Source organism: Actinacidiphila epipremni (genome assembly GCF_012034175.1).
Classification (GTDB): Bacteria; Actinomycetota; Actinomycetes; order Streptomycetales; family Streptomycetaceae; genus Actinacidiphila; species Actinacidiphila epipremni.
Genome location: NZ_JAATEJ010000006.1, coordinates 197256 through 210068, shown reverse-complemented (window position 1 = coordinate 210068; position 12813 = coordinate 197256). Strand labels below are relative to the sequence as shown.

At 76.3% G+C, this 12813-nt stretch carries 9 protein-coding genes; 3 read left to right on the top strand and 6 right to left on the bottom strand.

Translation table 11 applies throughout. The annotated features are described in order from the left end of the window. Window positions 1-19 precede the first annotated feature (19 nt). Window positions 20-232, top strand: coding sequence for a DUF397 domain-containing protein (locus HCN08_RS10925; protein WP_167982776.1), 213 nt, complete (start codon window positions 20-22; stop codon window positions 230-232). A gap of 286 nt (window positions 233-518) precedes the next feature. Here HCN08_RS10925 and HCN08_RS10920 read toward each other — a convergent pair whose 3' ends face one another. From HCN08_RS10920 to HCN08_RS10910, 3 genes are read right to left on the bottom strand one after another with little or no spacing between them, the layout of a single operon-like run. Next, window positions 519-911, bottom strand: coding sequence for a DUF742 domain-containing protein (locus tag HCN08_RS10920; protein ID WP_167982775.1), 393 nt, complete (start codon window positions 909-911; stop codon window positions 519-521). Between the two features lie 34 nt (window positions 912-945). Next, a complete protein-coding gene (locus HCN08_RS10915; RefSeq protein ID WP_167982774.1) occupies window positions 946-1368 on the bottom strand; it encodes a roadblock/LC7 domain-containing protein in 423 nt (140 codons plus the stop codon). Beyond that, window positions 1365-3935 carry a sensor histidine kinase gene (locus HCN08_RS10910; RefSeq protein WP_167982773.1) on the bottom strand — a complete coding sequence of 857 codons (2571 nt, stop codon included), beginning with the start codon at window positions 3933-3935 and terminating at the stop codon, window positions 1365-1367. The genes HCN08_RS10915 and HCN08_RS10910 overlap by 4 nt, the downstream gene beginning before the upstream one ends. 131 nt (window positions 3936-4066) lie before the next feature. Between HCN08_RS10910 and HCN08_RS10905 the strand changes: the two genes are divergently transcribed. Further along, complete coding sequence (locus HCN08_RS10905) at window positions 4067-4504, top strand: hypothetical protein (protein WP_206318616.1); 438 nt, start codon at window positions 4067-4069, stop codon at window positions 4502-4504. On the opposite strand, the gene HCN08_RS10900 is transcribed toward HCN08_RS10905, so the two are convergent. The 3 genes from HCN08_RS10900 to HCN08_RS10890 form a co-directional block, all read right to left on the bottom strand. Then, complete coding sequence (locus HCN08_RS10900) at window positions 4493-9214, bottom strand: hypothetical protein (RefSeq protein ID WP_240969977.1); 4722 nt, start codon at window positions 9212-9214, stop codon at window positions 4493-4495. The two genes, HCN08_RS10905 and HCN08_RS10900, sit on opposite strands and share 12 nt — an antisense overlap. Window positions 9215-9295: 81 nt before the next feature. Next, a complete protein-coding gene (locus HCN08_RS10895) occupies window positions 9296-10231 on the bottom strand; it encodes a hypothetical protein (protein WP_407648732.1) in 936 nt (311 codons plus the stop codon). Further along, the gene (locus HCN08_RS10890; protein WP_240969976.1) at window positions 10228-11766 is read right to left on the bottom strand and encodes a hypothetical protein; all 1539 of its coding nucleotides are present in this window, start codon (window positions 11764-11766) and stop codon (window positions 10228-10230) included. The genes HCN08_RS10895 and HCN08_RS10890 overlap by 4 nt, the downstream gene beginning before the upstream one ends. Window positions 11767-11896: 130 nt before the next feature. Between HCN08_RS10890 and HCN08_RS10885 the strand changes: the two genes are divergently transcribed. Continuing rightward, entirely contained in the window at window positions 11897-12685 is a 789-nt protein-coding gene (locus tag HCN08_RS10885) for a LamB/YcsF family protein (protein ID WP_167982771.1), read from the top strand. Window positions 12686-12813 lie beyond the last annotated feature (128 nt).

Here is a 12813-nt window from a genome sequence, read left to right as displayed (position 1 = left end):
CAACAAGGGAGCTAGGGCAGTGAAGAGTTCCGACCTGGTCGGGGCGGTGTGGCGCAAGTCCAGCCGCTCGGCGAACAACGGGCAGTGCGTCGAAGTCGCCTTTCTCGGTGACGGGCGGGTCGCGTTGCGCGACAGCAAGGACCAAGGGCACGGGCCCGCGCTCGTGTTCACGGCGGGCGAGTGGGCCGCGTTCCACGGTGGGGTCGTGGACGGCGAGTTCGCGGCCGAGTAAGGGTGGTGCGGCGGGAGCGCCCGACCGTTGCGGCGGGGCGGGGGGCCCCCCCGGGGCCGCGGGGGGCGGGGGGCCTGGGGGGGGGGGTTTTTTCCCTCTCCCGGGGGTGGGGGCCCCCGAGACGCCCCCCCGGGCGGGGGGGGGGGGGGGGGGGGGGGGGGGGGGGGGGGTGTGGGGGGGGGGGGGGGGGGGGGGGGGGGGGGGGGGGGGGGGGGGGGGGGGGGGGGGGGGGGGGAAGGGGGGGGGGGGTGCTGGGGGGCGGGGGCGGGGCGGGACCCTGCGGGCGCTACAGCGCCCGCAGGCCGTTGATGACCTCGCGCAGGATGCTCTCGTCGGGCAGCTCGGCGGGCGGCACCGGCTGGTGGACCGTCACATGCCCGGCCTCCAGCAGGTCCCCGATGAGCACCCGCACCACGCCGACCGGCAGGTCGACCTCGGCGGCCAGCTCGGCGACCGAGGTGGCCTGCTCCCGACACAGGTGGACGATGTCGATCTGCTCGGGCGACAGCGTGCGGTCGGCTTCGAGATCGGTGTCGCCGTCCTCGGTCAGCGACACCACCAGGGCGATCAGGTCGAGCTTCGCCTCGGCCGCGTGGCTCGTACGCCCGCGGGTCATCGCGTAGGGCCGTACCACCGGCCCTGCCGCGTCGTCGTACCAGCGGTCCGATTCGGACGTCATGTCACCGTGTCACCCCAACCCCGTATCTCGGCTGTCAGCCGCTCAGCGCCGTACCGCCGCCGTGCCGCGGCGCGGTCGCCAGATGGGCGCCGACCCGCTTGACCAGCAGCGCCATCTCGTACGCCACCTGTCCGACGTCGGAGTCGGCGTCGGCGAGCACGGCCAGGCAGCTGCCGTCGCCGGCGGCCGTGACGAACAGGAAGGCGTCGTCGAGCTCGACGATGGTCTGCCGGACCTGGCCGGCGTCGAAGTGCCGCCCGACACCCTTGGCGAGGCTGTGGAAGCCCGAGGCGACGGCCGCCAGGTGCTCCGAGTCCTCCCGGGTCAGCCCTTCCGAGGCGCCGGTCGCCAGGCCGTCGCCGGAGAGCACCAGCGCCTTGCGGATGCTGGCGACACGCGTCACCAGGTCGTCCAGCAGCCAACTCAGCTCACGTGTCGGGCTCGATGGTGCGGTCATCGACCGTTCCCCTCAGGTGTCGTTCCTCGTGCTGTCGTCGAAGAGTCCGTCGCGTCCGCCGCGGTGCCGTCCGCCGCGGTGCCGTCCGCCGCCTCCGCCGCGTCGGGGCCGGTCTCGGCCGCCCGGCGACCGCGCTGCCAGCCGCGCTGGATCGACGACATCCGGGCGCGGACCTCGTCGGCGGAGCGCTCGCGCCCGCCGCCGTGCTCCGGCTCCCCCGCCGCCTCGGGCCGCTGCGCGTCGGTGCGCAGCTGGGCGGCGAGGCTGGCCTGCCGCACCCGGCGCGGCAGGGCGCCCCCGCCGTCGGTGCCGTCCGGATCGTCGGGCCCGCGGTCGATGGGGCGGCGGGCCCGGTCGGAGATCAGCACCGGGGCGGAACCGGACCGCGGGCGGCGGCGCGGCAGCGGCACCGGGTCCGCGGGCGACTGCTCCGGCGTCCCCGGCGCGGCGCCGGGGGGCAGTTCTGCGGGGTCGTCGAGGGCGTCCAGGCCCCGGCCGAAGGCCGCCGACAGCGGCTCCTCGGCATGCGCGGCATGCTCCTTGCGGCGCTCGCCGCCGATGTCGTCGACGCCCTCCAGGCCCCACTGGCGGAAGGTGTGCTCGGTGTCGCCCGCGGTGTCCTTGCCGCCCTGCTGGGGCACCCGGGGCGCGGGGGTGGCGCCGGTGTCCTCGCCGCTGTCGCTGAGCAGGGTGTCGGGGATCATCACCACGGCGGTGGTGCCGCCGTACGGCGACTGGCGCAGCGAGACCCGCACGTTGTGGCGCTGGGCGAGCCGGCTGACCACGAACAGGCCGAGCCGGTCGGTGTCGGACAGCTCGAACTCGGGGGTCTCGGCGAGCCGCAGGTTGGCCTCCAGCAGCGCGTCGGGCGTCAGGCCCAGGCCCCGGTCGTCGATCTCCAGGACAAAGCCGTTGGCCGCGGGCTCGCCGTGCAGCTTGACGGTGGTCTGCGGCGGGGAGAAGACCGCGGCGTTCTCGATGAGCTCGGCGAGCAGGTGGGTGAGGTCGGCGACGGCGGCGCCCGCGACGGCCAGCCGCGGCAGCCGGCGCACCTCGATGCGGTCGTAGTCCTCGACCTCGGCGATCGCGGCCCGGACCACGTCCATCAGCTGCACGGGCTTGCGCCACTGCCGGGACGGGGTGGCGCCGGACAGGATGACCAGGCCCTCGGCGTGCCGGCGCATACGGGTGGTCATGTGGTCCAGCCGGAAGAGGTCGGCCAGTTCCTCGCTGTCGTCGGTGCGGCGCTCCATGGCGTCCAGCAGCGTCAGCTGGCGGTGCAGCAGCACCTGGCTGCGGCGGGCGAGGTTGACGAAGACCTCCGAGACGCCCTTGCGGAGGTTGTTCTGCCGCACCGTGGCCTCGACGACGGCCCGCTGGAGGGTGTTGAGGGCCTTGCCGACCTGGCCGATCTCGTCGTCGGGGTACTCCAGGCGGGGTACCTCGGTCTCGACGTCGATCTGCTCGCCGGCCGCGAGCCGCCGCATGACCTGCGGCAGCCGGGTGCCGGAGACCTCCTGGGCCTCGCGGCGCAGCCCGGTCAGGTCGCGGATCAGGCCGCGCCCGATGCGTACCGACACGAACAGCGTGGCGATCACCGCGACCAGGCCGATGCCGCCGACGAAGATCGCCTCGATGATCGCGGTGGTGGCGATGGGCTGGTTGTGGTCGCTGAGCTGGTTCTCGGAGGTGGTGCCCAGCCGGTTGAGGTCGTCCAGGGTGGTCGCGGCGAGCGACGGCCAGGACTGGTGGGCGGCGACGATCGGGGCGTCGTCGACGCCGGCGGCGATGACGGCGTCCTCGGCGGCGCGCAGCGTCTTGCCGCTGCTGTCGCGCCAGTAGGCGTCGTAGGGCGCCCGCTCGTCGTCGGTCAGCAGCCACAGGCTGGAGGTGTAGTAGTTGCGCTGCTCGGCGACGGCGAAGGTGAAGGACTTCAACTCCGCGGCACTCATGTGGCCGGTGCTGATCGCGGCGGCCATCAGCGCGTCCTCGCGGCTGACCTCGTCGCGGGCCAGGCTCAGCTGGACGACGGCGTGGTGCTCGTCGTCGAGCCGGAAGTCGTTGTGCGGGTTGAGCGCGTCGAACATCTGGAAGGCCGGCGCCGTCATGTCGTTGTACGCCGTGTAGACGTCGTTGCGGCTGATCCGGCCGTTGTCGGCGCGCTGGCGCAGCGAGGGCAGGCCCTCGACGGTGCTGAGGAAGGTGTCCAGGCGGCTGCGGGAGGTGGCGTCGAGGTCGCCGCGCACCCCGGAGGCCGAGATCCGGGTGCGCATCTTGGCGATGGAGGCGTCGGTGACCTGCTGCTGCTTGGTGTAGCCGATCCTGGCCTGCGAGTCGCGGGGGTTGGCCACGTAGATCATGGCGGCCCTGCGCTCCTGCTGCAGGCTCTGCACCGCGTCCTGGCCGGGGAACCCGACGTTGTCGACCACCCGCCGGACGTCCGGCCGGTCCAGCAGCGCCTTGCCCGTCACGACGGCGGCGAACGCCCAGATGACGGTCAGGGACGCCAGCGGGATCAGCAGCAGCGCCACGATCTTCCGGCGGATCGTCGTACCGCGAAAGCTCATGGCCTCCCCAACGGTCTCCCCCGCGGCGGGGGTGTGTCGCGTGTAAACGGCGTGAGCCTACTACCGCCCCAGACGTAACTCGAAAGCATGTATGTGAGTTGGGCAGATCTGCGACGAAACGTACCCCCGGAATGCACCGGGCCTTTTCGGGGCAGCCGTTCTTCATGGAGTTGCAGGAGCGGACCGTGTGGGTGGAGGAGCCCGCCAGGAGGCCGCGGATGGCCGATCCGGTGCGGGACGCGGCGGTGCGCGCGGGACTGCTCAGCGCGGTGGCGCTGGTGCAGGCGCTCGTCGGCGTGGTGCTCGCGGCCGGGCACTCGTGGCTGGCGGCGCCGGTGCTGGTGACCACGGTGGTGACGTCGGTGGTGGCGTCGTGGGCGGTGCTCGACGTGTGGGTGACGCGGCAGGTGTGGGCGCAGCGCGACGGGGTGGTCTCCAGTCCGAGCAGCGCGGCGCGCGAGCGGCGGGCGGAGCGGCGCAGGGCCAGGCGCGCGGAGCGCGGCAGGCGGGCGGCGGGGTCGCGGGGCCGTGTGGGGCGGCCCCACATACCGCGGCATCTAGGGGTGTGAGGGCTCGGGCGCGGCTGCCGGCGGTCGGTCCTCCCGGGGTACGGCCTCCCGGGGTACGGCCTCCCCGGGTGCGGCTGCCGGCGGTACGGCCTCCGGTGGGCGGCGGAACATCCGGGTGGCGGTGATCTCGCCGTGCACCTGCTCGCCCTGCGGGTCCTGGACGGGCAGGCCGGGCCGGAGGTGCTCCTCGACGCTGATGTACTTCAGCCCCGCCCGCAGGTCCGCGTCGTTGCGCAGCCGCACCACGAGCGGGAACTCGGCGAGCGCGGTGGTGTCGAACAGCCCGGTGGTGTAGAGCAGTTGCACGCCGAGCGCGTCGGCGACGGCCCGCTGGAGCTCCAGCAGGTATGTGGCGTTGGCGCGGCCGATGGGGTTGTCGAGGAAGAGCGTGCCGGCGTGCCGCTGCCGGTCCCGGCCGCGGTCGTTGCTGCGCAGCGCCGCCATCGTGCAGTAGAGGGCGATCGCTGCGGTGAGCAGCTGGCCGCCGGAGAAGACGTCGCCCATCTGCCCGACCGGCACCCGCTCGGCGCGCAGCACGGCGTCGGGCTTGAGGATCTCCACGGCGACGCCGCGCGGCTGCAGGGCGGCGGCGACCGCGCGCAGCAGCAGCGACATGCCGTCGCGGCGCAGGTCGGCGTTCTTGCGCAGCGCGGACCTGGTGGCCTCGTCGATGACCTCGCCGAGGCGTTCGGTGAGCACCGCCTGGTCGGGGTCCTCGAAGCGGATCCGCAGGAATTCCTGGCCCGACCATTCGCCGAGCCCTTCGGGCAGCCGGGACAGCCGCTGGGCCGAGCGCAGGGTGGCCAGCGCCGACTCGACCAGTCCGCGCAGCCGGTCGACGATGATCTCCCGGTTGCGCTCCAGCTGGCCGAGCTCGTCGGTGAGCACCCGCAGCCGGGGCGCGAACGCCGCGGCCCAGGCCGCCGCGTGCTCGGGGAGTGCGGCGGCGGGCAGTTCCCGGATCTGCTGCCGGGCCGGCGTCCTGACCTGCTCGAAGCGCACGGCGTTGGCGTGCCGGACGAGCACGTCGCCGGCCTCGCGCAGCCGGGCTTCGGCGGTCGACAGGTCCGCGGCGCAGCCGCGCAGGCTGCGCCGGGCCTCGGCGGCGGCCTGCCGGGCGGCCTCCTGGCTGCCGGGGTACGGTTCCGGCTCGTCGTCGTCGGGCGCGGCGGGGCCGGTGTCCCGCAGCAGGTCGCGCAGCAGCGCCGCGGTCTCGTCGAAGCCGCCCGCCGCGTCCTCGGCCGCCCGGTGCGCGGCGACGAGGCCGGCGTGCGCGGCGGTGGTCTGCTCCAGCGCCTCGGTGCGGGCGGCGAGTTCGGCGGTGGCGGCGCGCAGCAGCTCCTGCGCGTGGCCGGCGTCGCGGGGGCGCAGCGCCTCGGGCAGCTCGGTGTGGTGCGGGGCGTCGCCGGTCGGGGCCAGCCGCTCGGCCTCGCCGCGCAGCCGGCCCAGTTGCTCGCTGGCGGCCGACGCGCGTGACTCCAGGGTCTGTACGAGCTCCTCGGCGCGGGCCGCGGCGGCCTGCCGGGAGGGGCCGTCGGCGCCGTCGGGGCCCTCCAGCAGCTGGGCGGCGCGGCTGCGTACCTTGTTGGTGAGCCGGTCCAGTTCGACCAGGGCGGCGTTCTCGGTGCTCTCGGCGCGGGCTTGCTCGGCGCGCAGGTCGGCGCCGACGCCGACCTTCTCGTAGACCTCGGAGGCCGCGCGGTAGGCCTCGCGCAGCGCCGGGAGGGCGGCGGTGGGGGCGCCAGCCCCGGGGTCGGCGGCCGAGGCGCCGTCGTCGGGGGCGCCGGCGATCTCGGCGCGTTCGGCGCGCAGCACCCGGGCGGTGCGGCGGGCGTCGTCGGAGGCGCGCTGGGCGGCCCTGCGGTCCTCGTCGGCGGCGCGGGCCCTGGCCAGGCAGGTCTCGGCGCGGGCTTCGGCCTCGGCGGCGTCGGCGGCCAGCTCCCGGGCCCTGCGCTGCCAGGTGGTGCGCTCCCGCAGCCGGTGGGCGAGCCCTGACAGGGCGTCGGCGGTGCGCCGGGCCTGCTCGGCGGCGGCCCTGCGGGTGTCGCTGTCCTGCGCGGCCTCGGCTGCGGCGGCCTCGGTCTCGGCGCGCTCGGCGCGGGCCCGGGCCAGCTCGGCGCGGGTGCGCTCGACGGTCTCGCGGGCGGCGGCGACCTCGGCGTCCAGCTCGGCGAGCCGGCCCTGCGGGCAGGCGGCACGCCAGGAGGCCAGCCGCGCGGCGAGCGTACGGTCGTGGGCCAGGCGCCCGGCCAGCACCCGGATCTCCTCCTCGCGGGCGGTGGCCCGGGAGCGCAGCGCCTGCCGTTCGCCGTCGGCGGCCAGTTCGTCGTGCATGGCGGGGTTCGGCGGGACGAGGAAGACGTCCGGGGCGGCGGCGGACGCGGGCGGCGGGGCGAGCAGCGCGGCGGCGGTGCCGACCGCGACGGTGGAGCGCGGCAGCAGCGCGGCCTGCTCCAGGACGTCCTTGGCACGGCGGTACGAGCCGGGGTCGGTCACCACGACGCCGTCGACCAGCTCGGGGCGCGAGGCGAGGACCAGCGCGTGGTCGGCGGGGTCGACGGCCTGGGCGAGGTAGCGCCAGCCGGGCAGCGCCGGGATGCCGTGCTCGCCCAGGTACTCGACGGTGGCGAGCACGTCGGGGCCGGGCGGCAGCAGTCCGCCGTCGCCGAGGGCGCCGAGGATGCGGGCGTCGTCGGCGGCGGCGGTGCGCAGCTCGAACAGCTGGCGCTCGGCGGCGGCGACGGTGGTGTCGAGGAGTTCACGCAAGGGCTCGGCGAAGTCGTCGAGCAGGGCGGGGGTGATGCCGTCGCCTGCGGCGGGTGCGAGCGGGCCGCGGGGTTCGGCCGCGGAGTCCTCCGTACGGGGCGCGGGCAGGCTGAGCAGCGCGGTCAGCCGGGGGTCGGCGGCCAGCGAGGTGGCCGCCAGGGTCGCGGCGGCCAGGGCCGACTCGGCGGTGGACAGGGCGTCGGCGGCGCGGGCGGCGGCCAGTTCCGCGCGGGTCTCGGCGCCGGCGGCGTCCCGGGCGCGGGCGGCCTGCTCGCGGGCGGCCTCGGCGGCGGCGCGGGCGAGGTCGGTCGCGGTCTCCTCGGCGTCGGCGGCGGCGAGCGCGGCGCGGGCCGGGTCGGCGTCCGGTGCGGAGTCGTCGAGCCACCCGGCCCGTACCGCCTGCGCGGTCTCCTGCTCGACCTCGGCGAGGCGCTGGGCGAGGTGGCCGGCCTCGCTGCGGGCGCGCTGGGCCTCGGTGGCGGCGGCGGTGGCGTCCCGGTGGGCGGCCTCGGACTGCGCCTGGAGCGCGGCGGAGCGCTCCTCCTCGCTGTCGGCCTGCCGTTCGGCGCGGGCCGCGGCGGCGTGCAGGGCGCGTACGAGGTCGGCGGCGGCGGTGGTGCGGGCGGCGAGCGCGGGGGCGGCGTCTCGTTCGGCCTCGCGGATCGCGGCGGTGACGCGTTGCAGGCGGTCCTCGGCGGCGCGCTGGCGCAGCACGGTCTCGGCGGCCTGCCACGCGGCGTGCAGGGTGCGGGCGTCGCCCAGTTCGCGGCGCAGCGCCGCGGCGTCCTTCTCGGCGGCGGCCAGGGCGAGCGAGGCGTGCCGGTAGGCGATCTCGGCGGCGGTCAGGGCGCTGCCGGCGCGGGCCTGGCGGGCGTCGGTGACGGCGTGCGCGGCCTGCGCCACGTCCTGCGCGATGTCGGCGGTCCTGGCCCGCTCCTGGCGGGCGCGGGCGGTGAGCCGGCGGGCGAGCAGGCGGGCGCGGCGCTCGGACCCGGCGTGCACGGCGCGGGCCTGGTCGCGGGCCTCGGCGCCCTCGGCGATCCGCTGGAGCAGGTCGAGGGAGCCGGCGGTGAAGTCGCGTTCGGCGGTGAGCTCGGCGCGGCGGCCGAGCTTGCCGGCGAAGCCGTGGACGAGGTCGGCGAGGCCGTCGGTGTCGCGGGTGTCGGTGACCGCGCGCAGCAGCAGGTCGGTGAAGTCGGAGTCCTTCTTCACCGCGAAAAGGCCCGCGGCCTCGCCCTCGTCGGCGTTCATCTCCCGCTGGTAGCGGAAGAGCTCGGGGTCCAGGCCCAGGTCGCCGAGGTGCTCGTTCCAGCGGTCGTGGATCTCCTCCCACACCACGTCCAGGTGCGGGTACGCCTTGCCGGCCTCGGTGAGCGCGTCACGGAAGCCCTTCATGGTGCGGCGCCGGCCGCGGGCGCCCGAGGTGCCCTCGGCGGGCGGGCGCACCGCGGTGGACTCGGCGACGGGCAGCGAGTCCAGGCTCATGCCGGGGCCGGGACGGAAGGAGTACCAGGCCTCGGCGAACTTGCGCGGGTCGGCGGACACCTGACGGCCGCGCCACTCGCTGACCTTGCCGACGACGACCAGTTCACCGGTGAGGGTGTGCTGCCATTCCAGGGCGACGTGGCCGCAGTCGTCGGCGAGCAGGAACTTGCGCAGCACGCCGGAGCTGGCACCGCCCAGGGTGTTGCGGTGGCCGGGGAGCATGACCGAGAAGATCAGCTTGAGCAGGACGGACTTGCCGCCGCCGTTCTCCAGGAAGAGCACGCCCGCGGGGGCGGGGCGGCGCGGCGGGCCGGCCGGTTCGTCCGCGAAGAAGTCGCCCTGGGCCGGGGCCGGTTGCGGCACCGGTTCGCCGACGCCGCGCAGGTCGAGCACGGTGTCGGCGTACCGCGCGCCGGCGGGCCCGATGGAGTAGAGGCGGAGTCGGGAAAGCTCGTACATGCGGCGGACTCTCGTGGCTGGTCGGCGGGCGGGTGCGGGGGTCGTACGGGCCGGGTGCGGGCCGAGTGCGGTGGGGGGCGGTCAGGTGGCGGTGTGGAAGGGCAGGCCGGCGTCGGGCACCAGGTCGAGGCCGTCGTCGGAGGCGGCGGGCAGCAGGCTCGCGGTGCCGTCGGCGACCGGGACGACGCCCAGCTCCAGCAGCTCTGCCATCGCGGCGCTGCCGGCCATGTCGCGGACCTGGAGCTGGTAGCGGGCGGTGGTGCGGTACGTGCCACCGGCCTCGTCGCCGGTGCGCTGCAGGAAGCCGGAGTCGACGAGGAAGGCGACGGCCTTGCCGATGATGCCGGTGGTGGAGCCGGCCAGCCGGCGGGCGTCCTTGGTCGCGCCGGTGGCGCTGCGCCGGCTGTAGACCCGCCAGGCGGCTTCCAGGCCGGGGGTGTCGCTGGCCGGGTCGGTGACCTCGCCGGCCTCCTCGGCGCGTTCCTCCAGCCGGCGGCACGCCTGCCGGACGAAGGCGTCCACCCCGTTGACGGTGATCCGGCCGATGTAGCCGTCGTCGGCGAGGTCCTCGGGGCGCGGGAAGGCGAGCGCGGCGGCGGCCAGGTGCGCCAGGCCGTGCAGGAAGCGGTCCCCGGCGTCGGACGCGGCGCGGCGGGCGTAATCGCCCATGCGGACGGCGAAGACGGAGTCCTCGGCGGCGGCCACGGCCATGCCGGCCCGCGGCGAGACCTCCAGCACGATCAGGCCGAGGCCGGCGGCGACGGCGTCGGCGGTGCGGGCGAAGCCGGGGTCCTCGCGGTGCCGGCGGACCAGCTCGGCGTATTCGGCGTCGCGCGCGGGCAGCAGCTTGGGCTGCAGGGCGAAGCCGACCAGCCGGGCGGCGTCCGCGACGTCCCCGGCGGTCAGCGCGCCGCCGTCCCGGTCGCGCAGGGCGTCGCGGGGCTGCTCGCGGGACGGCTCGCGGGGCTGCTCGGCCGGGTGGCCGTCGGGGGCCCGCTCGTCGCGCTCGTCGGTCACGGCGTCCTCTCCTGTCGTGCCGCGGGGTGCGCGGCCAGCCGGGCGGTGCCGAGGACGAGGTCGGCGCCGCCGAATTCCGGGTCGTCGAGTGCGGTGCCGTCGTCCACGGCGAACAGCAGCTGCGGCTCCCCCTGGCGTACCGCGGTGCCGACCGGCGGGGAGGCGGCGTGCAGGGCCAGCAGCGCCACCAGGTAGGGCAGGTCGGGGTCGGTGCGGCGGGCCTGGGCGAGCAGCCCGGACAGCCGGCGGGGCGCGTCGTGCGGCAGGTCGAGCAGGTCGAGCGCGGCCTCCAGCTGCTCGTCGGAGAAGCGGCTGTCGTCGGGGGTGGCCACCAGGTCGGGCTCGGGCATCTCGGCGCCGAGGTGGTCGCGCTCCAGCGGCGGGGTCAGCAGCAGGTCCACGAGGTCGGTGACGCGGACCGCGCCCGGGGTGCGCAGGCCGGTGCCGCGGGCGAAGAAGGCGTCGGTGACCCGGACCGCCCGCTCCACCGGGAGCGGCAGCAGCGGGGCAACCAGCTGGCCGTACAGGTCGAGTCCGGCGCGGGCGGGCGGGGTGGCGAAGGCCTGCCGGTCCTGCTCGGCGCGGAAGAGCGGGCCGGCCTCCAGCAGCCGGGACTGCAGCTGGGTGTGCCGGCGGATGCAGTCCTTGACGATGTCGACGAGTTCGGCGGCGCGCCGCTTGTGCTCGGGTTCCTCCGCCTCGTCGCGCGCCTTGCGGATGTTGGTGAGGATCGCGTTCTCGTGCCGGTAGCGGTCGGCGACGTGGTCCAGGGCCTCGGCGATGAGGTCGGGGACCTGTTGCAGCCAGTCCACCGCGCGGACGTTGCGCCGGGTGGCCTCCAGGGTGCGGCGCAGCGTCTCGGCGTACTGCACGGTGCGGTAACGGGCCTGCTCGGCGGCGAGTTGGGCGTCGGCGAGCCGGCCGCGGCTGATCAGCACCTCCAGCTTGACCTCGGCGGCGATCTGGGCGCTGGTGACGTCGGTGTCGAGGGCGCCGACCAGTACGTTGACCGCCTCGTCGGTGGCGCGCAGGTAGACGCTGCCGCCGGGGCCGGGCACCTCCTCGATCAGCTTGAAGTCGTAGTCGCGGCGGACGTAGGCGCCGTCGGGGCCGAAGGTGCCGTAGACGGCGCGGAATCCGCGGTCGGCGCTGCCGACGTTGATCAGGTTCTCCAGCACCCAGCGGGCGACCCGCTCGTGCTCGGCGTGGCTGCGGGTGGGGGTCTGGGCGGCGACGCGGGGCAGCAGCCTGGCCACTATCTGGTCGTGGTCGGCGCCGGTGTCGAAGTCCATGTTGAGGGTGACCAGGTCGATCGCGGCGAGCGCGACCTCCGCCATCGCGTACACCGAATACTCCCCCGCGAGGTTGGCCTTGCGGGCGTCGAGGTCGTGCAGCGGCGCGGTGCAGGCGAGCGCCTTGAGCCGGCGCGCGAGGCCCTCGTCGGCTGCGGGGCCCGGCGCCGGCCGGGCGGCGCCCGGCAGCGGGTAGGGGACGGTCGTGGTCACGCCCCACACATTAGGCGGTGCCACCGACATCGAACGAAACGGCACGGATCGGCATGGGACGGGCGCCCGTTGTCGGTGCGGGATGCCATGATCGGTTCACGGGCATCGTACGGCAGGTACGGGCGCCCTCCGGTCGCGGCGGTGGTGAGGGGTGGTCGGCATGGCGGGCGAGGCGGACGGCGCCGGGGCCGGCGGTGCGGTCGTGGACCTCAACGCGGATCTCGGCGAGGGCTTCGGGCGCTGGCATCTCACCGACGACGAGGCGCTGCTGGACGTCGTCACGAGCGCGAACGTCGCGTGCGGTTTCCACGCGGGCGATCCGGTGACGATGCGCCGGGTGTGCGAGCGGGCCGCGGCCGGCGGGGTGCGGATCGGGGCGCAGGTGTCGTACCGGGACCTGGCAGGTTTCGGGCGGCGGTCGATGGATGTGCCGCCGCAGGAGCTGGCGGCGGAGGTCGCCTACCAGATCGGGGCGCTGGCGGTCTTCGCCGCGGCGGCGGGCGCGCCGGTGGCGTACGTCAAGCCGCACGGGGCGCTGTACAACCGGGCGGTGCACGACGAGGAGCAGGCCGCCGCGGTCGTGGAGGGCGTGCTGCTGGCGGGCCGGCTGCCCGTGCTGGGGCTGCCCGGTTCGCGGTTGCTGGCCGCGGCCGAGCGGGCGGGGCTGCCGGCGGTGCCGGAGGCCTTCGCGGACCGGGCGTACACGGCGCGGGGCACGCTGGTCGCGCGCCGCGAGCCCGGCGCGGTGGTCGGCGAGCCGGCGGCCGTGGTGGAGCGGGCGGTGCGGATCGCCTCGGGCGCCGGGGTGACGTCGCTGGACGGGCAGCACGTGCCGGTCGCGGCGCGCTCGCTGTGCGTCCACGGGGACACACCGGGCGCGGCGCGGCTCGCGGTGCGGGTGCGGGCGGCGCTGGAGGCGGCGGGCGTGCGGGTGGCGGCGTTCGCATGAGGGCGGCGGATCGGGAGCGCGCGAGCTTTACGGGCGCGGGGCGGGCCGGCGGACCGGCCGGGCGGGATGCGGGGGGACCAGGGGCGCAAGGCGCAAGGGCGTACGGGACGGGCGAGGTGACAGGGTGA

Bases quoted from the DNA above. Each gene is read 5' to 3' on its own strand.
- HCN08_RS10920 (WP_167982775.1), bottom strand. From the start codon at position 911: ATGACGTCCGAATCGGACCGCTGGTACGACGACGCGGCAGGGCCGGTG.
- HCN08_RS10915 (WP_167982774.1), bottom strand. From the start codon at position 1,368: ATGACCGCACCATCGAGCCCGACACGTGAGCTGAGTTGGCTGCTGGAC.
- HCN08_RS10910 (WP_167982773.1), bottom strand. From the start codon at position 3,935: ATGAGCTTTCGCGGTACGACGATCCGCCGGAAGATCGTGGCGCTGCTG.
- HCN08_RS10905 (WP_206318616.1), top strand. From the start codon at position 4,067: ATGCACCGGGCCTTTTCGGGGCAGCCGTTCTTCATGGAGTTGCAGGAG.
- HCN08_RS10900 (WP_240969977.1), bottom strand. From the start codon at position 9,214: ATGTACGAGCTTTCCCGACTCCGCCTCTACTCCATCGGGCCCGCCGGC.
- HCN08_RS10890 (WP_240969976.1), bottom strand. From the start codon at position 11,766: ATGTCGGTGGCACCGCCTAATGTGTGGGGCGTGACCACGACCGTCCCC.
- HCN08_RS10885 (WP_167982771.1), top strand. From the start codon at position 11,897: ATGGCGGGCGAGGCGGACGGCGCCGGGGCCGGCGGTGCGGTCGTGGAC.